Source organism: Streptomyces mirabilis (assembly GCF_039503195.1).
Taxonomy (GTDB): Bacteria; Actinomycetota; Actinomycetes; order Streptomycetales; family Streptomycetaceae; genus Streptomyces; species Streptomyces mirabilis_D.
In genome coordinates this window covers 6,834,726-6,859,861 of the sequence record NZ_JBCJKP010000001.1, presented here as the reverse complement: position 1 = coordinate 6,859,861, position 25,136 = coordinate 6,834,726, and the positions used below count along the sequence as shown (strand labels likewise).

16 protein-coding genes are annotated in these 25,136 nt (G+C 69.5%); 9 read left to right on the top strand and 7 right to left on the bottom strand.

The window, feature by feature from the left end; genetic code table 11:
* Positions 1-927 precede the first annotated feature (927 nt).
* The 4 genes from AAFF41_RS31675 to AAFF41_RS31660 form a co-directional block, all read right to left on the bottom strand.
* The gene (locus tag AAFF41_RS31675) at positions 928-1,188 is read right to left on the bottom strand and encodes a hypothetical protein (RefSeq protein ID WP_343325009.1); all 261 of its coding nucleotides are present in this window, start codon (positions 1,186-1,188) and stop codon (positions 928-930) included.
* The gene (locus AAFF41_RS31670; protein WP_343325008.1) at positions 1,185-2,906 is read right to left on the bottom strand and encodes an FAD-dependent oxidoreductase; all 1,722 of its coding nucleotides are present in this window, start codon (positions 2,904-2,906) and stop codon (positions 1,185-1,187) included. The genes AAFF41_RS31675 and AAFF41_RS31670 overlap by 4 nt, the downstream gene beginning before the upstream one ends.
* Positions 2,903-3,649, bottom strand: coding sequence for a ferric reductase-like transmembrane domain-containing protein (locus tag AAFF41_RS31665; protein WP_343325007.1), 747 nt, complete (start codon positions 3,647-3,649; stop codon positions 2,903-2,905). Before AAFF41_RS31665 ends, AAFF41_RS31670 begins: the two co-directional genes overlap by 4 nt.
* A gap of 389 nt (positions 3,650-4,038) precedes the next feature.
* Positions 4,039-4,302, bottom strand: coding sequence for a hypothetical protein (locus AAFF41_RS31660; RefSeq protein ID WP_343325006.1), 264 nt, complete (start codon positions 4,300-4,302; stop codon positions 4,039-4,041).
* 270 nt (positions 4,303-4,572) lie between these two features.
* On the opposite strand from AAFF41_RS31660, the gene AAFF41_RS31655 reads away from it, so the two are divergent.
* The 3 genes from AAFF41_RS31655 to AAFF41_RS31645 all read left to right on the top strand — a co-directional run bounded on the left by AAFF41_RS31655 (position 4,573) and on the right by AAFF41_RS31645 (position 8,177).
* Entirely contained in the window at positions 4,573-5,406 is an 834-nt protein-coding gene (locus AAFF41_RS31655) for a hypothetical protein (RefSeq protein WP_343325005.1), read from the top strand.
* Complete coding sequence (locus AAFF41_RS31650) at positions 5,403-6,884, top strand: NADH-ubiquinone oxidoreductase-F iron-sulfur binding region domain-containing protein (RefSeq protein WP_343325004.1); 1,482 nt, start codon at positions 5,403-5,405, stop codon at positions 6,882-6,884. Before AAFF41_RS31655 ends, AAFF41_RS31650 begins: the two co-directional genes overlap by 4 nt.
* 477 nt (positions 6,885-7,361) lie before the next feature.
* A complete protein-coding gene (locus AAFF41_RS31645) occupies positions 7,362-8,177 on the top strand; it encodes an IS5 family transposase (protein ID WP_343325003.1) in 816 nt (271 codons plus the stop codon).
* Here AAFF41_RS31645 and AAFF41_RS31640 read toward each other — a convergent pair.
* Both AAFF41_RS31640 and AAFF41_RS31635 read right to left on the bottom strand, forming a co-directional pair.
* Positions 8,149-8,619 (bottom strand): hypothetical protein, encoded by a 471-nt coding sequence (locus tag AAFF41_RS31640; RefSeq protein ID WP_343325002.1) that lies wholly within the window; start codon positions 8,617-8,619, stop codon positions 8,149-8,151. The genes AAFF41_RS31645 and AAFF41_RS31640 overlap by 29 nt on opposite strands.
* Positions 8,620-9,172: 553 nt before the next feature.
* The gene (locus tag AAFF41_RS31635) at positions 9,173-10,903 is read right to left on the bottom strand and encodes a hypothetical protein (protein ID WP_343325001.1); all 1,731 of its coding nucleotides are present in this window, start codon (positions 10,901-10,903) and stop codon (positions 9,173-9,175) included.
* 837 nt (positions 10,904-11,740) lie between these two features.
* On the opposite strand from AAFF41_RS31635, the gene AAFF41_RS31630 reads away from it, so the two are divergent.
* Together AAFF41_RS31630 and AAFF41_RS31625 are read left to right on the top strand one after the other, a co-directional pair.
* A complete protein-coding gene (locus tag AAFF41_RS31630) occupies positions 11,741-12,811 on the top strand; it encodes a DUF6215 domain-containing protein (RefSeq protein ID WP_343325000.1) in 1,071 nt (356 codons plus the stop codon).
* A gap of 210 nt (positions 12,812-13,021) precedes the next feature.
* Complete coding sequence (locus AAFF41_RS31625) at positions 13,022-13,189, top strand: hypothetical protein (RefSeq protein WP_319746278.1); 168 nt, start codon at positions 13,022-13,024, stop codon at positions 13,187-13,189.
* A 241-nt stretch (positions 13,190-13,430) separates the two neighbouring features.
* Here AAFF41_RS31625 and AAFF41_RS31620 read toward each other — a convergent pair whose 3' ends face one another.
* On the bottom strand, positions 13,431-14,270 hold the full coding sequence (locus AAFF41_RS31620) for a patatin-like phospholipase family protein (protein ID WP_319746280.1): 840 nt from the start codon (positions 14,268-14,270) through the stop codon (positions 13,431-13,433).
* A 221-nt stretch (positions 14,271-14,491) separates the two neighbouring features.
* Here AAFF41_RS31620 and AAFF41_RS31615 point away from each other — a divergent pair, with 221 nt between their 5' ends.
* From AAFF41_RS31615 to AAFF41_RS31600, 4 genes are all read left to right on the top strand, one after another.
* Positions 14,492-16,162, top strand: coding sequence for a M1 family metallopeptidase (locus AAFF41_RS31615; protein WP_343324999.1), 1,671 nt, complete (start codon positions 14,492-14,494; stop codon positions 16,160-16,162).
* A 363-nt stretch (positions 16,163-16,525) separates the two neighbouring features.
* Entirely contained in the window at positions 16,526-18,493 is a 1,968-nt protein-coding gene (locus tag AAFF41_RS31610) for a peptidoglycan recognition family protein (RefSeq protein WP_319746284.1), read from the top strand.
* A 771-nt stretch (positions 18,494-19,264) separates the two neighbouring features.
* Positions 19,265-21,847: a Pls/PosA family non-ribosomal peptide synthetase gene (locus tag AAFF41_RS31605; protein WP_319746286.1), complete on the top strand. Its 2,583-nt coding sequence runs from the start codon at positions 19,265-19,267 to the stop codon at positions 21,845-21,847.
* On the top strand, positions 21,844-25,092 hold the full coding sequence (locus AAFF41_RS31600) for a non-ribosomal peptide synthetase (RefSeq protein ID WP_343324998.1): 3,249 nt from the start codon (positions 21,844-21,846) through the stop codon (positions 25,090-25,092). Before AAFF41_RS31605 ends, AAFF41_RS31600 begins: the two co-directional genes overlap by 4 nt.
* The last annotated feature ends 44 nt before the right edge of the window (positions 25,093-25,136 follow it).

Below are 25,136 nucleotides of genomic sequence, written 5' to 3'. Positions count from 1 at the left end.
TTTCGAGAAGCCTTCTGAGGACCTCGCTGCTGCACTCGATTGGAGACAACCCAACCTACGGTGCGTGAGCCTTCCTTGACTCCGGCTCTGGCAACGGCCTTTGCGCCCCGCACTGTCCTGAGCACGTGGCAGGAAAGGGATCGCCCCTGCCCTCGTCCGGACACAGGACCGCTACCACGGGGACCCCGTGCCGACGGGCGGTACTAGACCAGTGGCCCGCTCCCCCTTGCTGGTGCCCGGCAGGTGCGCAGGTCGCGGAAATCCAGTAGAGAGTCGCGCTCGCTGCGGCACGGGTGGCGGTCTCCCATTCAACCTGGGTGTAGCGGTTGGCGCGCTCGCCGTGCCAGGACTCGGGGCTCAGGACGGTCAGCGGCTGATCGCCGGTCCACTGGGCGGCGAGGGCACGGACGGCCTCAGGCCACCAGGGCAGGACGGGCGCGCTCATGTCGGGGTGGAGCCGGCGAGAAGACGCACAGGCCGCACCAGCGATCGTTTGCTGTGGACTAGCTATGGACGAACTTCTCCTCGGCGAGCCGGTGAAAAGGCCTGACCTGCGCAGACGTAGCGGTCCTCAACGGCCTCCGGAGCCGTGTGCGCAGGTTCGAATCCTGCCGGGGGCACTCGCCACACAGCCAGCTTGAATCAAGCGCTGAGCTGGGCGGATGCCTAGATTCGAGAGCGGGAGTCAGTCTCACTGACTCCCGCTCTTCTCGTTCTCTCTCACTGTTCGCGCACCATCTGGCGATACACGCGACACACCAGGTGTGGACGCCATGCGGCCGCAGAAGGATGCGGCCACGCCCAAGCCGAAGAGTTTCACTGACGCAGATACCTACTGAGTGTCAGCGGCACCATCCTGGCCACTGAACAAGTCTCCAGGCCTAACGTTTCCACAGGTCACAGCCCGGCCGGGGAAAAGTCCTCAGGCTACTTGCCGGTCGCGCCTCTCAGGGCGTCCGAGCCGGAGCCGTCTCCTCCGGCCGCCGGGGCGGCCGGTGCCTTGCTCGGCGGCATCGGCGCGGCGGTGACCAGCACTCTGGCGTAGGCGCCCATCACGGCCGCGGTCACGACGAGGATCACCAGCCAGCGCAGGTGCAGGCGAGCGGGCAGGCTCAGCGCCCAGCGCAGCAGACCGCCGGACGGTGGACGCCCGGAGCGGCGGCCACGTGCACGTCCGCCTCGGCTCATCGTCTGCTCCTTCTGTTCAGGGCCCGCGAGCGCGGACGGGATCGGCCGATCTGGTCCCGGTATTCGAGAAGTTCCAGGGGCATGTCGAAAGCGACGGCTGCCACGATCTGCGGGCCGTAAGCCGTCTCACGGGTGTAGCGGGCGACGAAGCGCTCGGAGCGCAGCGACCCTTCGGTGATCTCCACATCGGTTCCGAGAGCGGGGATTCCCACGGCCTGGATGCGGGTGCCGTGCTGCTCGGACCAGAAGCGCGGGACCGGTGCGAAGCGGGCGGCGCGGTCCGGGCCGCGCAGCAGCGCGTCAGCGGCGTGCTGGCCCATCTCCACGGCGTGGATGAGGTGCTCGGTCCGGCGCGGCTCGGCGTCGAAGCGCAGATTGGGCCAGCGGGCCACGTCGCCCGCGGCGACGACGTGGGGAGTCGGCCGACCCCAACGGTCGATCGCGTGGCAGGTGGGAGTGCACAGCACACCGTCGGAGACGTCCAGTCCGCTGTCGCGCAGCCATTCCGTGCGCGGTTCGCTGCCCAGGCCGAGGACGACGAAGTCCGCGTCGATCACCTCGCCGTCGTCCAGACGCAGCCTGAGTACGTCACCGTGATCCTGCCAGTCGGTGATCCGTGTACCGAGCCGCACGTCAGCCCCTGCCCTGCGCTGGATGTCGGCGACCACGGCCCCGACCCGCTCGCCGAGGACCCGGCGCAGCAGCGGTGCGCTGTGCACGACGAGGGTGACGTCCAGGCCGCGGGCGCGGAGGGTGCAGGCCAGTTCGCAGCCGACGAATCCGCCGCCCAGGATCACGACGTGGCGAGCGTGCGCGGCGTCCATCGCCCGCCGTACTGCGGCTGCGTCCTGCAATGTGCGGATCGTGCGGATCCGGTCGCTGAAGAGCGGGGCTTCGGGAAGGCGCTTGGCGTCCACCCCGGTGGCCACGACCAGCCCTTCGAAGGGAAGCCGCTCGCCACCCCGCAGATGCACGGCCGACCCGTGGAGGTCGAGCCCGACCATCCCGGTGTCCAGCAGCCAGTGGGCGTCCAGCGCCTCCTCGGCCCTGAACATCAGCTGTTCCGCCTCGAGTTCGCCGGAAAGGAACTGTTTGGAAAGGGGCGGGCGGCTGTAGGGGCGGTGTGCCTCCTCGCCCACGATGACGAGTTCCCCGTCGAAGCCGCGTTCTCTGAGGCGGCTCGCCGCGCTGAGCCCGGCCAGTCCGGCGCCGGCGACGACGATGCGCTTGCGGCCTGCGCGCGCTGACGCCCCGCTGCGCAGGGGACGTCCGGGAAGGCGTTCGCCGGCGGGACCGGAGGTGCGGGTGCGCCCTCCCTCGATCCTGATCGCCTGCATGGGGCAGCAGCGCGTGGCCTGGCGCGCTTTGGCCGCGAACTCAGCCGGAACGGCCCGGGTGTAGTGCAGCGAGCCGCCCTCGGAGATCCTGAAGACCTCGGGCGCCTCCTGCTGGCATATCCCGTAAATGTGGCACCGGTTGTTGTCCACGCTGACCCGGACGGGCTCGTCCTCCGGGACCAGCACGGGGCGCGGCAGATCGAACGACTCGGCAGGGAGCGCGGCGGCGGCCGGGAGTTCGGCCGGGGCCTGAGCCGTCCGGGCCTGGTACGGGACACCCGGCTGGGCCTGCTGGGGGATGAACGGTACGACCCCATGACCGTGTCCCGGTGCCGTGGGCGGGAAGTGCTCCGCCGGATGCCCAGTGTGAGGATGGGTCACCTGGTGGCTCCGGCTCCGCTCGGGAAGGCCCGCTGGCGCAGTCTGGAGCGCGAGGGGAAGAGGCGGATGAGGAAGGCCACGAGCACGGTGCCGGCTCCCGCGGCGATGCCGACCGCGACCAGGTTCAGGTGGCGCGGTTCCGGGTGGACCAGGAAGATGTGCAGCCAGATCAGGGCGAAGGACGCGTAGGCGAACTGGTGGATCCGCAGCCAGCGGTGGTAGCCCAGGCGGTTCTGCAGCCAGACCGAGCAGGCCACGGCGATGGCCAGTTCCGTCCCGAGGATACCCATGCCCACCGGTACGCGCTGGACGCCGCCGAGAAAGGGCAGCGTCAGCTGGGCCCACCCGATCCGCCAGATCGGCTGGTAGAGGAACGTCAGGCCGTGGATGCCCCCGAAGATCATCGCTGAGAGAGCCAGCGTCATGTGAGCGCCGTAGAACGTAGCTCTGTTGACGGCGCGTTGCATGAACCGCAGTCTCAGCATCACCCCCAGGACAACGGTCGCGACCATCAATACGTAGGCGATGATGGCGGCCAGCCGTGCGATCTTGTGCACTCCCATGTCGTACGGCACGTGCTCGCGGTACGCGTCCAACGGTGATCCCGGTATCGGCGGCGCGGCGGCGAAGGCCTCGGGTGCCAGGAGTGCGGTGACGCCGACCACCATCACGGCGACGACCAGCCGCCTGGCGGATCCGGCCACGGCAGGACCGCGCCTGGTCAGCGCCTTGTCCCTCAGCATGTTGTGAGCTCCTCGCATCGACATGCCCGCGGAACACACCAGGCGGGTCGGCCGGTCAATGCCGCCGCACTCGAAGTGCGCTCACACAGGGGATGACATCTATGCCCCCCGAGGGCGAGCCACCTGCGGATGATCCCCTTCCCCACGCAGACGGCACGCTGATGGCGGCAGACGCTACACGAATCCGGGCGGCCCATCGGCGTCTCCGGGAAGGCGAACACAGAAGAAATGCCATGAAATGTTCCCTTCGCGAAGCTGAAAGGGCCGGTTCGGTGGGCAACCTCTGAATGTCCTCTGAATCCTGTGTCGACGTGGCGCTTCACACGGAGATTCCGCCAAAAGTGAGCACCCCGCGTGAAAAGCGCCACTTCATTTGCTCTCGGCATCGATCACCGGAAATTCATCTGCAAATGGAGCACCAACGGAGGAAGTTGCTGCGCCGGGGCCGGCGTGATCCACACGCGCAGGTCTCCTGCCGACTTCATCTCCGCGGTCAGCCGACACCAGCTCCCCCGGCCCGCCGGTGTCTCGGTGTCCGCCATGCCGATCTCCGCGAATACCGCACGCTCCGTGATCGCAGTACTGCTGGACCAGGCGATCGCCTTGCCCGGGATCTTGACACTGCCCGTACCTGCGCGGGTGAGCCTGGTCACGTCGCTCTCGGCAACTACTAGGCACGGTCGTTGGCGACAAACTGCCACCGGCGCCCGGAAAACCGGCGTCGACGCTGGGGGTCGCTACGGTCGTGGGCAGTATCAGGAGCGGTTGGCACTGGGCTGGATCCGGGCTAACGATGTGCCCTGCCGTGTAGTGCCGCCGGTGCCACACGTCCCGGCCATGCCCCCCGACGTGGGCATGCGGAATCCCGATCCGTCCCGCCACGGATTGGCTGCGCGACCCGAGCGCAAGGAAGAAGGTGCCCCATGTCCAGCGTCGCCCTGCTCGCCCGTCCTGGGCTCGGCACCGTGTCGGCCGCGGCAGTCGGCCGGACGATGGCCTTCCTGGACTACTTCGCCGGCGTCTTCACCCTGGTCTCGCTGACCGTCGTGGTGGCATGCGGGCTCGCCGCCACCGACCGGCTGGTGCTGACCCCCCGACTGCGAGTGGCCGTGCAGTCGGTGCACCGGGCGAGCGCCGTCGCAGCGCTCGGCTTCCTCGCCATCCACATCGCGGTCAAGGTCGTCGAGCGGCACGCCGCTCCACAGACCGCGGTGGTCCCCTTCACCGGCGGCACCGCCCTGGCAGTGAGCCTGGGCACCATCGCCGCCGACCTGCTCGTCCTGATCACGGCCACCGGCGTGCTGCGCGGCCGCTTCGCCGGCCACCACCCCTGGCTGTGGCGGGTACTGCACTCGACGGCATACATCTGCTGGCCGATCTCCCTGGCGCACGGACTGACAGCGGGACGCAAGGCACACGCGTGGGTGCTCTGGGGCTACGGCATGTGCGCGGCCCTGGTGGCACTCGCACTGCTGGTCCGTGCCCTTTCACATCTGGGCCGCCACCGGAACCGGACCCGACGGCGTCGCGCCGCCAAGGCATACCGGCCCGCTGCCGTCCGCCCGGCCGCGCTGTCCGCACTGTCCACGCGCTCCACTCGCCCCACGACCGGCGCCCGCCCGATCGCCTGGCACGCAGCACCGACAACGGCGACCCGCCGTTCCGCGCAGAGTAATGGCGTACCCAAACAGCCCAAGCACGCCATGAGACCAGGGCCCCGGCCGCTCCGCCTGGCCCAGCCCGGGAGCAGCGAATGAAGAACGCCCCGCTGAAGCTCCCCGAGGTGCGCTGGCTGGATCCGGCCCGGCTGACACTGGGCCTGGACCGCCATCAGCGCCTGGACCTCTCCACCCACACCCGTGTTCACCCGCCACTCCCCGAACCGGACCAGGAGGATCTGCTCGTCCTCGCCGAGACCGTCGAACTGTCCGGCCGCGGCGGCGCCGGCTTCCCGTTCGCCCGCAAGGCCCGAGCCACGCTCGCCACCGCCGACCGCACCGGCAGGGCACCGGTCATCGTGGTGAACGGCGCGGAGGGCGAACCAGCCAGCGTCAAGGACAAGATGCTGCTCGCCCGCGTGCCGCACCTGGTACTGGACGGCGCCTGCCTGGCCGCGGCCGCGTTCGACGCCGAGGAGATCGTGATCGGCGTCGCCGCGGGCAGCCCCGGCGAGATCTCGGTCCCGGCCGCCCTCGCCGAGCGCGAACTTCCCTGCCCGGCCCGGACCATATCCCTGCCCGAACGCTTCGTCTCCGGCGAATCCGGGGCCCTGATCCGTGGCATCAACGGTCTGCCGGTGACACCGGCGCCGCTGAAGGCCCGCGCGGCCGACGGCGCAGCGGGCGGGGTGCACCGCCGCCCAACGCTGCTCTCCAACGCCGAGACCTGGGCCCAACTCGCCCTCGCAGCCCGACTCGGACCCGACGCCTACACCGCCGTCGGCACCGCCGCCGAACCCGGCACGATCCTGCTCACCGTCAACCGACCAGGCACCGATCCGCTCGTCGTCGAAGTTCCGACCGGCACCCAACTGGGCCCGGTACTGGACGCCTGCGGCCTCCAGCCGGGCGCCGGAGTGCTGGTGGGCGGCTACCACGGCGCCTGGCTGCACCCATCGGACGCCGCCGACGCGCCGCTCTCCCGCGCCGGACTCGCCGCCCTCGGCGGGACCCTCGGCGCGGGCGCGATCATCGCGCTCCCCGACGACACCTGCCCGCTCGGCGAGACCGCCCAAGTCGCGGCCTGGCTGGCGACCGAGTCCACCGGCCAGTGCGGACCGTGCAAACGCGGCCTGCCCGAAGCCGCCGAGGCCCTGGCCCTGCTGGCCACCGGTGCTGCCAAGCCCGCGATACTGGAGGACGCCCGGCGAGCCCTCGGCGCGGCCCAGGCCGGTGGCGCCTGCTCACACCCCGACGGCACGGCCCGCTTCCTACTCACCGCGCTGGACGTCTTCTCCGAGGACGTCGACGCACACCTGTCCGGCCCCGGCTGCGGTCTTCCCGTGCGCGGCGTATTGCCCCTCCCGCCTGCGAAGGGCGCCCGGCTCGAGGTGGACTGGTCCCGCTGCACCGGCCATGGTCTGTGCGCCGTGCTAGCCCCCGACCTCATCCGCCTCGGCCCGCACGGCTACCCCACCTCCGCCACCATCCCGGTCGCCCCCTGGCAGGAACACGACGCCCGCCGCGCCGTCAACCAGTGCCCGGCCCTGGCAGTGCGTCTCCGCCGTCGCGTGTGACGCCCCTTTGAGGACAGGCACCTGCACCTACCTGCCGCGCGGGGCAGGCGAGTCGGAATCGCGTTGATGCTGTGCAGGGTGAGGGAACCAGCACCGCAGGCGGGCGATGCGAACCGGATCAGCCATACGGCGATGAGGATCCCCAAGTGACCTACGCCTCTCAGATATCCGACCTGACGCAACTCACCGAGGAAGCCCTCCAGGACCCAGGACTTGCCGACGACCCCACGAATTAGACGCCGTCCGCTTATCGATCACGGGGCTGGGCTGGTCGAACAGGGTTCCTGATCGGGTGATCGCGTGAGGGCCGACGCATGGCAGCAGGGCCTCTTGGTAGTTCGGGGGTGCGATCCCAACCGAGTACCAGGAGGCCCTGTTGCCGCAGACAACTCGCTGCCACCGTCGTGTGACTGCCTCGCGCACAGGTTCGGCAACGCGGCGGACGGGCCGGACCGCACTCCGAGTTATGGCTCCGACATGTCAGAGGCGGAGTGGCGGGTGGTGCGGCCGTTGCTTCCGGTTCCGGCCTGGCTGGAGGGGCGGGGCGGGCGGCCGGAGGGCTATTGCCACCGCGTGACGCTCGACGCGGTGCGCTATGTCGTGGACAACGGCGTGAAGTGGGCCAACCTGCCCGCGGACTTCCCGCCGTACCGGCGCGTGCATGCCTTCGCCCGCCGCTGGCAGGTCACGGGGCTACTCGCCGAACTCCACGACCGGCTGCGCGACCGCGTCCGGGAGAAGGAGGGCCGCTTGCCGGACCCGACGGCTGCGATCGTGGACTCCCAGTCGGTGCGGGCGGCGGTGAACATCCCCCGCTCGACGTCCGGCTGGGACGGCGGGAAGAAGGTGGGCGGCCGCAAGCGGCACCTGGTGGTGGACTGCCTCGGCCTGGTCCTGGCCGTCGCAGTGAGCGCGGCGAGCGTGCAGGACCGCGACGCCGCCGTGCCGCTGCTTCAGCGGCTGCGAGGGCAGTACTTCTCCATCCGACTGGTGTGGGCGGACGGCGGCTATGCCGGCCGGCTCGTCGACTGGGCCCGCGAGAAGCCCCGGCTCACCCTTCAGATCGTCAAACGCACCGATGACACGGTGGGGTTCGTGGTGCTGCCGCGTAGGTGGGTGGTGGAGAGGACGCTGAGCTGGCTGATGCGCTCGCGTCGCCTGGTGCGCGACTACGAAACACTGCCGGCCATGCACGAGGCCATGGTGCTGTGGTCGATGACCATGCTCATGAGCGGTCGCCTGGCCGGACGCCGCCCGGCCGGCTTCAGACGGCCGGCACCGCGAGAGCGGTGAACACTCCCGGCCGCACCTGGAGTGCCCACCCCCGCTCCACCAGGCGTTTCGCCTTCGATCGCAGTCCCTCGACCTTCGCCGGGACGGCCTCCAGCCCGAGAGCGACGGCCAGTTGCTGGCAGCGCATGCCCTCCCGGCCCGCTTCAGACTCCAGCACCGACAAGATCCGCTGGTAGTCCGGCGCGAGGGCTGTCTCCGCCATGCCCGTCTCCCGCCGGGGCACCGGCGAACCCGCCACCGCGCTGCCCGTCGGCTCCGCGACCACCGAAGGCGGCCCGGCCAGTACCTCGGCCACTGTCACCCGGGCGTCCACCAGCCGCTGAAGCACAGCTTCCGCCTCACCGAGCGCGGCCTGCACCCGCTCGGCTTCCTCCCGCAACCGCGCGATCTCTTCCCGGACCCTCTTCTCCCTGGCCTCCAGCAGACCGAGCACCGACGCCACCAGCGACCTCCACGAGCCAGACGAGCGGATGAACCACGCCCATCTCTCCCGCCACGAACGGCAGTTCATGCCCACCCACCCGAACTAAACGATCACGTTCGGAAAACGGATGGCGTCTGAGACCCGGTCTTGCGTAGACGGGTTACCAGCCCTTGAGTGAACCGACCCGGCATGGCCGCGCACTCCGCCGTACTGCCACGGGTGCGGATCCTCCCCGGACCCTTCCGGGGAATCTATAAATGCTCTGGCTAGGAAGGGACGACGACCTGGTTCACGCCGCTCCCCTCTGGTGGTAGCACAGGCCGAGAGCGCAACTGTCGCCCGCGGTCAGCAACTCTGACGATAGCCCTGGACAGGCCGGCAGCGTCGTGCACATCCGGGGAGGACCAACCTCAGCCTCTGGACTATCCGTGAAGCAGGCCGCGGAAACTTCATCCGTTCACGCTCCTGAGCAGCGCGTTGTCTGTGAGCCGAAGCCCCCTCCGGACCGTTGCACTACAGCAGCGAAGTACGGCAGCCACCGCAAGGCCACGCGAGCTTCAGTTGCTTGGCGTCAGCCGCCGAGCGGCCATGTGCATCCGGCGTCGTTTTTCGGCCGCAGGCCCGGCTCGCGGACCATCGCGGTGATCTCGGCGGCGGCACGCTCAGCACGGCCTGGGCGGCGCAGCCGTCGCTCCAGCGGCGGGAAGCCGACACTGCCGACGGGGGTGTCGTCGACATTGGTGCGGCAACGGACGATCAGCTCACCTTCGGGGGTGTAGACAGCGCCGATGACATCCGCCCACGGGAGGTGGGCAGTACGCCACAGGCCGCGAACGTGCAGTCCCTTGGAGTCGGCGGTGATCCGCCAGATCATCATCCGGAGGCAGACGCTCGCCCAGTACAAACCACCTACCGACCAGAAGGGCAGCTGCCACCACGTAGGGGAACCCGTGAAGAGCGTCCCCAGCAGCATGAGGGTCACGACGATCAACGCCGCTCCGACGGAGCGCGCCACCGGACCGGCCTGCCACCGGACCGGTCCGGTAGCAGGGGTCATCGCGGCGAGGGCGTTTTGGACGCGGGCCTCAGCGGCCCGGCGGTGTGCGGCCGTGCGTGCTGTGCCGGGACGGTATACCCCGGGCTTGCCCGTGCCGTCGGGAGAACCGTGCCGTATCGGGGACGCGGTTCCCTCGACGAGCCACTGCCCGGACTCCGTTGCGCTCGCCAGAATCAACTCACCGCCCTCGCGAGGTGCACCGTAGAGCAGGGCTTGGCGCAGTGCCGTGCGGGTGCGAGTGTGGGGCTCGTAGCTCAGCACCGGGCGCAGGGTGGCGGTGTCGTCGGCGGCGAATATCTCCGTACGCCCCTGATCGTGACGGGTCAGGACGCGCAGTACCGGGACCGGGGCGCGGTGCAGCGCCCTCGCCCGGCGGCGGGAGAGCAGGCCCGAGCCAAGCACGGTGACACCGAGCCCGGCGAGGACGAGTGCCAGCGCCTGACGGCCGCTGCGGTCGCCGTAGGGCTCAGTGGCGAGCCGCATCCAATCGCCGTGCACCAGCACCGGCACGCTACTGCCGACCCGATAGCTGCCCTGCGCGTCGAACCTGTGTCGTGTGTTATCGGAGAGGCGGACGGTGACGGTGTAGTCGTCAGTGTTGTAGGCCACGACTCGGGCGTTCTCCGACGTGGCCGTACGAGCCAGGCGGTCGTCTGCCCGGTCGTCCACGACGACGGTCGTCATCAGGGCACCGGCCACCGCGCACAGGATCGCCCCCGCAATGCCGCGGACCAGGCCCCGGCGCCAAGGGCGGACGTCGTCCGTCGCCGGGGCAGGCACCGTGATGCCGCCGGCCGCGTCGAGCACGAGCGAGCGTTGGCGGCCGCGCGCCCGCAGCCGCGCCACGACGGCCGCCCAGCCCCAGCACAGCCCTGCCACAACGACGGCGTCCGCGATCTTCTCGGCCGGCCCACCCAGCCAAATATCGGGATTGCTCATCCAGATCAGCAGCAACGGAGCGGACACGAGCGCGAGTTCCGGTAGCACAAACAACCACACCAAGTGCGGCAGGAAGAGCATCGATCCGGCCGCATCGAGCCAGTCCGCCCCACAGGGCGTTGCCACCGTGCACATCGAGTCGGGCGAGAGCACCACCGCCGCCATGACCACCGCCACCAGCAGCACCACAGCCGGCCCCACCGGCCGCGCCCACGCGGGCACCCGGACGTCCGCCCACCGCCTGGCATCGGCGGACACCCAGGGGCGAGCGGGAACATCCGCATACGGCACTGAACTCGTCGTCACCCGCGCATTATTCGTCACGGTTGTATGCCCCCTGCGCCTGGGGCCACCCCGAGTAGTACGCCCGGTGGCGAACGCCGATCGATACTGCCGTTGGTCTCAGTTCCGGTCTCATTCACTGACGGTCGCGAGTGTTCGCGACCGTTCGCCGCTCCCCCGCGCTCCTCACGCGCGGACGGGCGGCACGCCGGGGGGCTGTCGCCCCAGGACAGCCACACTGGACGAGTCCCGCCCAAGTTGCTTGGGGACAAGGCAGTCTCTGGCCCACGGCGCCCAGAGTCTTTGTCCGCACGTGGGAATGGGCCAGCACAGCGTCCAGTCGGGGGCTCGCTGCGACACAGCTCCGACGCAGTGTGTGTATCCGTACCACAAGGGACTGGCTCCCGCGCAGGTCAGGCGGGGTGCGAGGCTCGATCGGCGCAATCACTCCGGAGCCGTGTGCGCAGGTTCGAATCCTGCCGGGGGCACGGAAGCCGGAACAGCGTGATCAACCCGCTGACCAGGCAAAGTGCCAGACGTCGAGAGCCGGGCCCAGGCCTACTGGGTCCGGCTCTTTGTCATTGTCACGCACTGATCGCGCGTGAGCAGCGAGTGGGTTTCAGGTACCTGAAGGCCGGTAGCGGACGGCGGGGCACGGGCGTGCCGTGGGTGTCCGAGTTCAGGGCAGTGGAGTGGTCCAGAACATCAGACGGCTTTGGCTCAGCTCTTGCGCCCGCTGTCGTCCCGACGGCCGATCTCGGATCGTCGGCTTGGCGTCTCTTGGTTCGACAGTCCCTGCCCGTGCCCGGAACTGTGGCTTCCATCATGGCGGATGTGATCTTGTCCTGGTGAGATCGCCGGATGCTCGGTTTCCTCCTCCGTCTCCTGCCGTTCTGGGTCCGCGAGCCCCTGCTCATCGCGGTCGGGTCAGTTCTCGGCGTACGCATCATGTATCTCGCCGTCCGCGATCACGATCGGGTCGCGGCCGGTCTCGGCGTGGTGTTCCTCGTGTTCACCGCAATACGCGTCCACGCGGTGATCCGGGCCCTGCGCGCACGCCGGAACCCGAGTCCGGCAGCCTCCGCAGACGGGGCGGCAGTCGATGCCGCCGCCCAGGCGCAGGCCCAGGCGCAGGCCCAGCCTCAGGCGCAGGCGCAGGCGCAGGCGCAGGCGCAGGCGCAGGCGCAGGCGCAGGCCGGAACCGGGTCGCGTCCCAGGCCGGATGTTCCGGAGAAGGAGCACAACGCATGGGGCCAGGCCGTCGCGGCCGTGGCCGTGTTCGGGGCACTCGGGGCCGCGCTGTGGGTGGCCCCACGCTTCATGCCGTCCGACGACAACGCCGCGCAGCCCGCCTCGTGTTCGGGCGGGACACACGAGAAGCTTCCGAAGGCCTACAAGGACACGCCCCGGCCTGTGACCGGTGAAGAGCTGTGCAAGGCGCTCAACCGGCCGGACCTGGCCAAGCTCCTTGGAACGCCTGAAGAGACCGCGACCACTGTTTCCAGCACCAACAACACCGCTCCTCTGACTGATGGGAAGGTCGCCCAACCGGAGGCCGAGGTCACGTTCGACACGTACACCGTGAATGTCTCGGCCACTTACAACGAGCTGTCGACCGACCAGTACGTGAAGCTGATGAAGTTCGGGGATGAGAAGGACGTCAAGACGCTGACGGTTCTCGGTCGGCCCGCGGTCCTCTCCTCGGATCACACCATGAAGCTCGAGATCAATCTCGGGAGTGGCGGATCCGGCGGACCGGTCGAAGAAGGCCCCCTGGCCAGGACACTGTCCGTGGCCCTGGACCGTAAGGACCGAGGCGGCTACTGCGACATCACCGTGTGGAGCACGTCCGGAGCCCTCCCCAACGACAGTGCTCTCCTCAACATCGCCGAGAAGGTTCTTCCGAGGATCCCCGAACGACCTGTCCGATGAGACACCGAAGTCCTCTCGGTGAGAAGATCGGTCCAGTCGCGCCGCGGGCGACCGCATCAGCCTTGTGGAACTTCATTACTGGCTCAACCGCGCTACAACGACGACGTTCCGCGGCTCTCCGTACGGAGCCAACGTCTCGGCGTCGTCGACCGCAGGCCGGTGTGCGCCGGTGGTGAGCGGCCTCACCTGGGCGAAATGGAGTCGACCCGGGTGAACATCCTCAGCTTGATCGTGGTGCAGAATCCGACATGCTTCGGTGCCGGGACTCGTGCGACAGCGGCGGATCTGGGGCAACACCGGTCTGAGGGCGAACAGGACGCCGGCGCCTGTGAACTCGCCGACGTCCCCTCCAAGGACTGCACGATCGCGGTTGGCTGAAGCGGGCGTCTGCTCGTTGCGTGCCCGATCAGCGGGCCGCATCCCCGGCGAGCCTCTTCCTACGGCCTCGCTGTCGTACAGCAGTGAGGTACAGCAACTATCGACACCGGAGTCAACCGTCAGCAGTCCCGCATGACCGTCTGCCCGTCTGCCCGTCTGCCCGTCTGAGCAGGCGAGCAGACCTCAGTGACCGTCGTGCCCATGGTCCGCATCCAGGGGCGCTGACCAGTTGGAAGGTTGCTCAGCCGTGCCAGACGGCTCGGACCTCTTCGGTGTACTCGGCCGCCTGGCGTAGGCCTGCCTGGGCCGCGCCCGGAATGCGGGACGCGTCCAGCGGGTTGCGGCCGAACGCGCGGCGGGCCGCTCGGTCCGGGACCAGTAGGGCGGCCCGGGTACCGCCCGCCTCGAGGGAGGCCACCTGATCGAAGGCGCTCGGGGTCGCGCCCGGCACGTCGGGGATCGGGGCCAAGACCACAACCCGTCGGCAGTCGTGCGCCAAGTCGGCGTTGGTCGTGGAGCGTACGCCCCCGTCCATCCAGCGGCCCGCCCCGATCGTGATCGGCGGGAACAGCGGTGGCAGTGCGCACGTGGCCGACATCGCCGTCACCAGGTCGACACCGCTGTCGGCGCTGAAGCCGGTCGGTTCCCCGGTGAGCGCGTCCACCGCGAACAGCCGCACGGGCCGCTCCGGCCAGTCCTGAACCGGCAGTTGGGGGCGGATCGCGTCGAACACGTCGGCCTCCGTCACGTCGCGCACGTTCAGGGAGAGTCGGCCCAGCCGCTTGACCACGGTCGCCGGATCGCGTGAACCGAGCGCCGCCCACAGGTACTTGACCGTCATGAAGAAGGTGAAGTCCACCTCCATCATGGCTCGCTTCCGGGCGACCTGTACCTCGTACAAGTCGGTGGGCGCCGCTCCTGCGGCCAGTTCCACGGCGAGCAGCGAGCCGGCCGACGTGCCGGCGAGCACGTCGGCGCCGGCGAGGTCCAACCCCGTGTCGGCCAGCCCCGCCAGCATGCCGACCTGCCATGCGTACGCGGTCAGGCCGCCCCCGCCCAACACCAGCGCCGTATCCGCCACGTCCACCCTCCCCACCAACGGGGACTGATCCCCGTTTCTTGCCTCGACGCTAGCACGTAACCGGGGAGCAATCCCCGTTTCTGATCGAAGGGCCCCATCGAAGTACCCCATTGCGGGACCCATTCGCAGCACCCGCCCGAGGTGGCCGACCATGAAGTGACCGACACGGATGCGCCCCGAAATAGTCAGTTATGGGATGATTCTGCTGACATAGTGCGGCCATGGAGATCCACGACCCCCGGCAGCCGAATCAGTTCCATGGCCCGCGCGGCCTCCGCAGCCTCCGTGGCCTCCGTGGTCCCCATGGCCTACGTGGTCTCCTGGGCCTCCGTGGTCTCTCAGGACTCCGTTCCCGCCGTACGGCCCTCCTCCTCACCCTCACCGGCACCGTCGGAATCGGCGGTGCCGTCGTCCTCGTCGGCGCCCTCCCGCACGGAGACCACCCCTCCCCCGCCCGCCCAGGCACCCTCGCCACCACCGCCCCGTCCAGCACCGCTCCCTCCGCCGGATCACTCAGGGCGGCCCCCTCCCCCGGTGCCCCGGGTATCGGCGACGCGCTTCTGCCGCTCGACGGCAACGGGGGGTACACGGTGAGCCGCTACACGCTCGCCTTCGACTGGCGGGCGCCGAGGACGCGCTTCGACGCCAGTACGACCATCAGTGCGAGCGCCACGCAGGCCCTGTCCCGCTTCGACCTCGACTTCGCGGGCAACACGCTGCACTCGGTCACCGTGGACGACGTACCGGCGAGGACCGTGCGCGACGGGGACGAACTCGTCGTCACGCCCGCGAAGCCGATCCCCCAAGGCGGCGCGTTCACCGTGCGGGTCGCCTACACCGCCGACCCGACACAGCGAAGGCACCGCGGCGACGCGATCGGAGACTACGGCTGGGTGCCCACGCCCGACGGCACCGTGCTCTATCCGCAGCCCGACGGGGCCAAGATGATCTTCCCGACGAACGACCATCCGAGCCTGCGGGCGCCGATCACCTTCCTCATCACCACTCCACCGGGTGTCAGTGCGGTGGCCAACGGGCGGCTCGTCGAGCGCGCCCCACGGCCCGACGGACGGGTCCTGTGGACGTACGACTCCGAGCAACCGGTCGCGGCGCAGCTGGTGCAGATGGCGATCGGGAAGTTCACGTTCGTCGAGAGCACCGGTCCGCACGGGCTGCCCGTCCGCGACGTGGTCCCCGGGGACCTGGTCACCGGGACCAAGGCCTATCGCTCGCTCACGCCCGAGCACCTGGCCTGGCTGGAGCAGCGGCTCGGCCCGTACCCGTTTCGCCGCTACGGCGTGCTGGTGGGGGACACGGACCTGCCGGTGGCGTTGGAGACGCAGTCGCTGTCCCTTGTGCCGAAGGGCGACCTGCAGGGTGGCCGGATCGACGCCGAACGTGACCTCGTGCACGAGCTGACGCATCAGTGGACCGGCGACAGCGTGGCCATCCGGCGGTGGTCCGACCTGTGGCTGAGCGAGGGGCACGCCCGTTTCTACGAGCGTCTCTACTCCGAGGCGCACGGCGGCGACAGCATCGAGTCCGCGATGCGGGCGGCGTACGAGCAGCACGACCAGTGGCGTCACAACGACGGGGCGCCCGCCGAACCCCGCACCGAGGCCGCCCTGTTCAAGCAGGTGCGGTACGACGGCTCGGCGCTCGTGCTCTACGCCCTCCGGGAGAAGGTCGGCGAGGGGGCCTTCGAGAGAATCGAACGGTCCTGGGTGACGAAGTACCAGGGGCGGGCCGCCGGCACCCAGGACTTCGTCGCGCTCGCGTCCGAGGTCGCGGGCGAGGACCTGAAGCCCTTCCTGACGCCGTGGCTGTACGGAGACCGCACCCCGCCCATGCCGGGACACCCCGACTGGCAGGTGGACCCCGTCCAGGACTGAGCCGTCACCTCCACCGTACGAAGGAACTCCCGCGGCCCGTGCGACGGCACTCCCGCGGCCCGTACGACGGCACTTCCACGCGCCCGTACGACGGCGCTCCCGCACGCCGCGGCGCGCTCGCGCCGACTCCCCGCCGGGGCGGACGTTCTGCCGCCGACCGGGTGGCCTCTGCCGGGTGGCTGGGCCACACCAGTGACGCTTGGCGCGACGGGGCGTGTCGGGCACGGAAACGTACGGGGGGTGATGCAGAGGGCAACTCCTTTGTCCTGATTGCGACGAGCATGATTGGAGACCCTTGCGATGAGAAGACGTGTCGCCCCTCGTGTCCCCAACTCCCCACGTGAGCACCGCCGTACAGTCCGCATGACCGCTTCCGCGGCGCTGCTGATGCCGCTGCTGGCCGGCCCGGCGGCGTGCGCCGGCGGGACATCGGCCGACCGCCAGCTTCAGAACGTCTTCACAGACGCCGCGAACGAATACCACGTGCCGCGCAGTGTGCTTCTGGGCGTGTCCTACCTGCAGTCGAGATGGGACGCCCGGCCGGGCACCCCGAGCGTCGTCGGCGGCTACGGGCCGATGCACCTGGTCGACGGCCGCCGGGCCAACGCCAGGGGCAAGTCCCCGACACCGGCTCCGTCGGAGTCGCACCGCGGAGGTGCTCAGCCGCCCGCGGCCGCGGCGGGACCCTCGGCCTCGCCCGGGGCGGCGGGCTCCCCGGGCGGACGCTCCGCGCAGCCCGCGGACCTGCGCCGGGCCGCCGGCCTGATCGGAGCCCCGGTGGCACGGCTTCGCACCGACGCCGCCGCCAACGTACGCGGAGGTGCGGCGCTCCTCGCGGAGACACAACGGCAGCTCGGCAAGCCGCTCAGCGCCAACCCGGCGGACTGGTGGGAGGCGGTGGCACGCTTCCCGGGGACGGGCGACACCGCGTCGGCGGCGGAGTACGCGAACAACGTCTTCGCGTTGATTCGCAAGGGCGCGCACCGCACCACCGACTCCGGACAGCAGGTCACCCTCCCCGCCAGCCCGGGCGTACACCCCCGCACCCCTCACCCCCAGGCGGCACGGCGGCCCAAGGAGGTCGAGTGTCCCGCGGCGCTGACCTGCGACTGGCTCGCCGCGCCGTACGTCGAGTACAACGACAACGGCGACTACGGCAATCACGACCTGGCCGACCGGCCCAGGGACCAGAAGATCGAGTACATCGTCATCCACGACACGGAGGCGGACCTGCCGTCCATGCGTCAGACCGTGCAGGATCCGACGGAGGCGTCCTGGCACTACTCGATCCGCTCCAAGGACGGCCACGTCACCCAGCACATCAGGACCAAGGACGTGGCCTGGCACTCCGGGAACCAGTTCGTGAACGCCCGTTCGATCGGCATCGAGCACGAGGGGTTCCTCAGACAGCCCGACGCCTGGTACACGGAGCAGATGTACCAGTCCTCGGCCAAACTGGTGCGTTACCTGGCGAAGAAGTACGACATCCCGCTCGACCGGCAGCACATCTTCGGGCATGACAACGTGGCGTCGCCGACCACCTCGAGCATCCCCGACATGCACGACGACCCCGGCCCCTTCTGGGACTGGCGGCACTACTTCGATCTCCTCGGCGCGCCCCTGCGTGCCACGGCCGGGCCCGACAGCGACCTGGTGACCGTGCTGCCGGACTTCGCCACCCACAAGCCGCTGTTCACGGGGTGCACCAAGAGCGGTGTGAAGTGCGCGCCGCACGGCTCCAGCGCCGTCCGCCTGCACACCAAGCCGGACGAGCACGCGCCACTGATCCAGGACCCGGGCCGTCGCCCCGACGGCGAGGACTCCACGGAGGACGTCAACGACCTGGGGTCGCGGGTCTCCGCCGGCCAGACCTACGCGGTCGCCGGACGCAGTGGCGACTGGACGGCGATCTGGTATCTGGGCCACAAGGCGTGGTTCAAGAACCCGAAGGACCATCCGACGGCCGTCGGAGCGAGCGGCCGGTTCGTGACTCCGAAGGAGGGCTTGAGCGAGATCCCGGTGTTCGGGCGTGCCCTCCCGGAGGAGGAGGCCTACCCGGAGGGAGTGGAACAGCAGTCAGAGTCCCCACTCCCCTACAGCCTCCTCGCGGGCCAGCGGTACGTGGCACAGTCCCGGCCCGTCGGTTCCTACATCGACAGGTCGACCTTCAGCGACACACCGAGCCTGGTGGTGACGGGACGCGAGGAGTACTACGAGATCCAGTTCGGCCACCGGATCGCCTACGTCCGCGCGAGCGACGTGGACCTGGTGCGTGTACCCGGAACGGAAAAGACGCCGTCGGGACACGCGGCGCCCCCCGCTGGGCAATAACGGGTCCCTGCCTGAGCCGGAGGCGTCCACGCGACCGCGTGGGCGCCTCCGGCTCAGGCAGGTACGGGGAGCCGGGCGGCTCAGGCATGACAGGGTGCCGGGCGGCTCAGGCATGACAGGGTGCCGGGCGGCTCGGGCGTGTGGGGGTGCCGGGCGGCTCGGGCGTGTGGGGGTGCCCGGCGGCGGTTCTCTTCGTGGACGCGCCCGCGCCCTCTCCTCGCGCCCGTGAGAGGCCGGAGGCCGGGCCGCGCGCCGCGCCTCTCCTCCACGCCTCCGCAGATCTCCACGTCCCCACAGACCTCCACGTCCCCACAGATCTCCGCCTGCCCAGAGCCCTCCACGTCCGCGTCGCGTCCGCGATCCCGTCGACGGTGTCCGCCCGCCGTTCCGGAACAGGTACACACCACTCGTACGCAGTAAGGCGAATCCCGTGCGCAACTCCTCGCCGGCCCGTCGGGCGGGATCGTGGACGAGGAGTGAAAACGGGCGGCGACCGCTCTGTGCCGCGGGCATCGGGCGTCAGCAGTGAGGACCCCCTGACGCCGTCGAAGGCCAGTGCCATACCGACACGATCCGGTTCGAGTGGCAGCCCCACGGATGGGCGGCTAAGACTGAGTCAACGGTCTTGTGACCGGGCCGGTTTTGTGACCGGACAACAGATTGATCCCGCCTCATGGCTTCCGGATTACTCGCTCCGGCCATCGAAAAGCGCGCGTGCAGGGCGTCGACCGAATTGGCAGGCGGCGTTCGAAAGTTCCTCAAGGAGCTCGTATGGAGGAGAAGTCCGTCGAAGTCCTGACGCCTGGTCCGGGTGAATCCGCACTCGAGAAGCGTGGGTACACCGGACCGAAGAGCGGCATCGAGAAGGAGCTCGCCGAGGTGTTGGCCGGCGTCATCGACGTCGAACGAGTATCGGTCGAGAGTCACTTCTTCAACGACCTCGGCGCCAACTCATTGGTGATGGCCCAGTTTTGCGCACGGATCAGGAAGCGGCCGGATCTCCCCTCGGCGTCGATGAAGGACATCTACCGGCACCCGACGATCCGAAGCCTCGCGACGGGCCTCGCGGACGCCGAACCGCTTCCGGCCGAGTCGTCGGTTCCGGCACCGGCCACGGTGGTGACGCGGGCCGGGACAGCGCGATACGTCCTCTGCGGAGCACTTCAGTTCTTGTTCTTCATGGGATATTCATTCCTCGCCGCAATTGTCGCCGACCGGGGATACGCATGGGTTTCCGCCGGCTCGAACGCGATCGGAATCTACCTGCGTTCGCTCGTCTTCGGCTCCATCGCTTTCGTCGCTCTGTGCACCTTCCCGATCGTGGCCAAATGGATTCTCGTCGGCCGGTGGAAACCGCGCGAATTCCCGATCTGGGGACTGACGTATCTGCGCTTCTGGACGGTCAAGGCGCTGATCCACGCCAACCCGATGATCTTCTTCGTCGGCAATCCCCTGTACGTGCTGTACCTGCGCGCCCTGGGCGCCCGGATCGGCAAGGGGGTCACGATCCTCTCCCGCCAGACTCCGGCCTGCCCCGACCTGCTCACGATCGGCGCCGGAACGGTGATCCGCAAGGACTCGTTCTTCCACTGCTACCGGGCGCACGCAGGGCGTATCCAGACCGGCCGGGTCACTCTGGGCCGGGACGTGTTCATCGGTGAGAAGACCGTGCTCGACATCGACACGGCGATGGGCGACGGGGCGCAGCTCGGCCACACGTCCACGCTGTACAGCGGCCAGACGGTCCCGGACGGCCAGCAGTGGCACGGATCCCCGGCACAGCCCACCGAGCACGACTACGTGAGGGTCGAGTCGGTCGCGTGCGGCACCCTGCGTCGGGTCGGCTTCGGTTTCGTCACCCTGCTTCAGGTGTTCTTCCTCTACGTGCCGCTGATGGTCGGGGGCGCGTACATGCTGATCGATCTGATTCCGGCGCTGCACGACCGACTGGGCCCGGGCTCGGTGGGGTTCACCTCACCGGGTCTCTACGGCGACGCGCTGATGCTGTCCTTCGTGCTGTTCTTCGGCTTCGTCGTCTTCGGCGTGGCCGTGCTGTTCACCGTTCCGCGCCTGCTGAACCTGGTCATCAAGCCGGACAAGGTCTATCCGCTGTACGGCTTCCACTACTCGACGTTCCGCGCGATCGGGCGCATGACCAACATCAAGTTCTTCAAATGGCTGCTCGGTGACAGCTCCTACATCGTCTACTATCTGCGCGGCCTCGGATACGACTTGTCCCGGATCGAACAGACCGGGTCGAACTTCGGCACGGAAGTGCAGCACGAGTCCCCGTATCTGTGCTCGGTCGGCAGCGGCACGATGGTCGCCGACGGGCTCTCCATCGTCAACGCGGACTATTCGAGCTCCTCTTTCCGGGTGTCCAGGGCCTCGATCGGACCACGCAACTTCATCGGGAACAACATCGCCTATCCGTCGGGGGCCAGGACGGGCGAGAACTGCCTCCTCGCGACGAAGGTGATGATTCCGCTCGAAGGCGAGGTGCGCGAGGGGGTGGGCCTGTTGGGCTCGCCGTGTTTCGAGATTCCCCGGTCGGTCGAGCGCGACTCACGGTTCGATCATCTCCGCAGCGGCGAGGAGTTCCGTCGCAGTCTCGCCGCGAAGAATCGATACAACCTCCGCTCGATGGTCCTGTTCCTGACGGTGCGGTGGATCTACTTCTTCGTCCTCACGGTGGTCGCTCTCGCCGATGTCGATCTGTACGACTCCTACGGTCATGTGCTGATCGCCGCGTTCCTGATGTTCAGCCTTGCTTTCACGCCTCTCTACTTCGTGCTGGTGGAGCGCTGCATCGCCGCATTCCGCGGGCTGCAACCGCAGTTGTGTTCCATCTACGAGCCGTACTTCTGGTGGCACGAGCGCCTCTGGAAGGTGCCCGAGAACTACCTCAACATCTTCAACGGGACCCCTTTCAAGAGTCTGATCTGGCGGATGCTGGGCGTTCGGATCGGCAGCAGGGTCTTCGACGACGGCTGCCACCTGACGGAGCGGATGCTCACCACCATCGGGAGCGACTGCACGCTCAATGCGGGAAGCAAGATCCAGTGCCATTCGCAGGAGGACGGCACCTTCAAGTCCGACCGCAGCACGATCGGCGCCGGCTCCACGCTCGGTGTCGGCGCCCATGTCCACTACGGCGTGACGATGGGCGACGGCGCGGAACTCGCCCCCGACTCCTTCCTCATGAAGGGCGAGGAAGTCCCGGAGCGCGCCCGGTGGGGCGGAAATCCGGCGGCCGAAATGCGCGAGGCCCCCTATCAGCCCGCCGCGCTGACGTACGAGGCACAGCGTGACCGCTCCGGCCTGCAGGCCCAGTCAAACGGGAAGATGCGATGAGAGTGCAAGTGGAGGCCGATCGGGAGTTCTGGCGCGGTCAGCTCGTGGCCGGTGGGTTCACCGCGGTGCCGCGGTGGACGCCGCGGCCGGTGGCGGGCGTCGCCGACCACGAGACGACGGTCCCGGAGGACGTCGCGGGACCGCTGCGCGGGCTGGCGCAGGACCTGGCGGTACCGCTCGACTCGGTGCTGCTGGCCGCGCACGCCAAGGTGCTCACCGCGCTGTCCGGTGAGCGCGAGGTCGTGTCCGGCTACGTCCCCGCCGACGGCGGCCGGCCGTTGCCCTGCCGGCTGACGACCGAGCCCCCGACGTGGCGGACGCTGCTGCTGAACGCCCATCAGGCCGCGTCGGAGCTGTTGGCGCACCAGGACTTCCCGGTCGACGACCTCAGGCGCGAACTCGGCCTGACCGAACCGCCGTTCGAGGCTGTCTTCGATCCGGGCGGTGTGGGCGGTGACCTGGCCGAGGACACCGTGGTGCGGATCGGGTTCTCGTGGCGGGACGACCGGCTCGTGCTGCGGCTGCGCTACCGGACCGACGTACTCGACGCGGACTGCGCCGCCCGGATCGCCGGTTACCACGTCACCGCGCTCGCCCTGATCGCCGTCGGTCCGGACGCCGAGCACGGACGGCAGGGCCTGCTCTCCGCCGAGGAACTCCACTTCCAGCTCGAAGGGCTCGCCGGACCCCGCCGGGAGCTGCCCGACCGCCGGATGCACGAGCTGTTCGAACAGCGGGTGCGGGAACACCCGGACGCCGTCGCGGCCGTACACGGTGAACGGCGGTGGACCTACCGCGAGCTCAACGCCCGGGCCAACCGGCTGGCACGCGCGCTGCTGGCGCGCGGGCTGCGCCGGGAGGGCGTGGTCGCGGTGGTGACCGAACGCAACCTGGACTGGCCGGCCGCCGTGCTGGCGGTCTTCAAGGCCGGGGGCGTGTACCTGCCCATCGAGCCGCACTTCCCGGCCGGCCGCATCGCCACCACCCTCACGCGCGCCGGGTGCGCCCTCGTGCTGACCGAGCACGGCAGCACCACCACCCTCGACCAGGCCCTGGAGTCCCTGCCCGGGATCGGGAAGGTCCTCATCGACGCGGCCTACGCGGAGGACCACGCCGACGACGATCCGGGCGTGCCCGTCGCACCGGACCAACTCGCCTACATCTACTTCACCTCCGGCTCCACGGGTGAGCCGAAGGGCGCGATGTGCGAGCACGCGGGGATGCTCAACCACCTCTACGCCAAGATCGACGACCTGGAACTCGGCGAGGGACAGGTGGTCGCGCAGACCGCGCCCCAGTGCTTCGACATCTCCCTGTGGCAACTGGTGTCCGGGCTCCTGGTCGGCGGGCAGACCCTGCTGGTGGAGCAGGAGGTGATCCTCGACGTACAGCGGTTCGTCGACAAGATCGTCGAAGGCCGGGTCGCCGTCCTCCAGGTCGTGCCCTCGTACCTGGACGTCGTCGTGTCCTGTCTGCGGCAGCACCCCCGCGAGCTGCCGGACCTGCGATGCGTGTCGGTCACCGGCGAGGCGTTGAAGAAGGAGCTCACGGAGCGCTGGTTCGCCGTCCAGCCCGGGATCAGGCTGGTCAACGCCTACGGGCTGACCGAGACCTCGGACGACACCAACCACGAGGTCATGGACCGGGCGCCGGACCGCATCCTGCTCGGCCGCGCCGTCAACAACGTACGCGTCTACGTCGTCGACGAACACCTCACCCCGGTGCCGCTCGGCGCCCCCGGTCTGATCGTGTTCTCCGGCGTCTGCGTCGGCCGCGGCTACATCAACGACCCCGAGCGCACCCGGCAGGCCTATCTGAACGATCCGCACCGTGAGGGCGCCCGGCTCTACCGGGGCGGCGACTACGGCCGCTGGCAGCCCGGGGGCAAGCTGGAGTTCCTCGGCCGCCGGGACACCCAGGTCAAGATCCGCGGCTTCCGGATCGAGATCGGCGAGATCGAGAACACCCTGTTGCGGGTGCCGGGGGTGCGCGACGGCGCGGTGGTCGTCGCCGAGCGGGCCGACCAGAGCAAGCACCTGGTGGCGTTCTACTCGGGCCCGCAAGCCCTCGACGACGACGTCCTGCCGGCCCGGCTCGCCGAGTCGCTGCCCGAGTACATGGTCCCGTCGGCCTTCCACTGGCGTGAAAGCCTGCCGCTGACCGCCAACAGCAAGATCGACAGGAAGACCCTGCAGGCGCTCGCCGGAGAGCTCGACGTCGTCCAGGACGACTACCACGCGCCGAACACGCCGACCGAACACCGGCTGGCGGCCGCCTGGGCGAAGGTCCTCGGCGTCCCGCAGGACCGGATCGGACGCCGCGACCACTTCTTCGACCGCGGCGGCACCTCCCTCTCGGCGGTGAAGCTCGCCATCACCCTGGACCGCGCGGTGTCCCTCAAGGACGTCACCGCACACCCGGTCCTCGCCGACCTGGCCGCGCTGGTCGACGGCAGGTCCGAGCGGCGCCCCGGGCTGCTGCACCCGCTGTCGGAATCGGACGACGCGCGGGGCGGGGCCCTGGTGTGCTTCCCGTACGCCGGTGGCAACGCGGTGAACTTCCAGCCGCTGGCCAGGGCGCTGCCGCCCGGCGGGCCCGCCGTCTACGCCGTCGAGCTGCCCGGTCACGACGTGGCCGCCGACCGCGAACCGTTCGCACCGATGACACAGGTGGTCGAACAGGTCGTCGACGAGATCGTCCGGCGTGGCCTGACCAGGATCCTGCTGTGGGGCCACTCCTCGGGCGCCGCGCCGGCCGTGGAGACGGCCAGACGGCTCCAGGAGCGCGGGGTGGACGTCCAGCGGGTGTTCCTCGGCGCGCAACTGCTCGGCGACGCCGCCCGGCGGCGCGCCGCCATCGACGAGCTGACGGCACTGAGCGACGCCGAGATCGCCGCGCGGCTGAGCGCGGCCAGCGGCTACACCGAACTCGGCGAGCTGGACACGGGGCACGCCGAGCACGTGGGTGCCGCCTATCGGCACGACTGTGTGTCCGCACACCGCTGTTTCGCCGACCTCCTGGACGATCCGCCGACGCCGAAGCTGTCCGCTCCGGTCACCGTGGTCGTCGCCGCCGACGACCCGAGCACCGCGGACCACCCGCAGCGCTACCGCGACTGGCAGCTACTGGCCGAACAGGTCGATCTGCACGAGCTCGCCGACGGCGGCCACTACTTCCCGCGCACCCGTCCGGTCGAAGCGGCACAGGCCGTTCTGCGCGCCGCCGAACTGTTCGCTCCTTCCTGAGTGACAACTGACCAGTGACAACCGACCCATGACAACTGACGGAT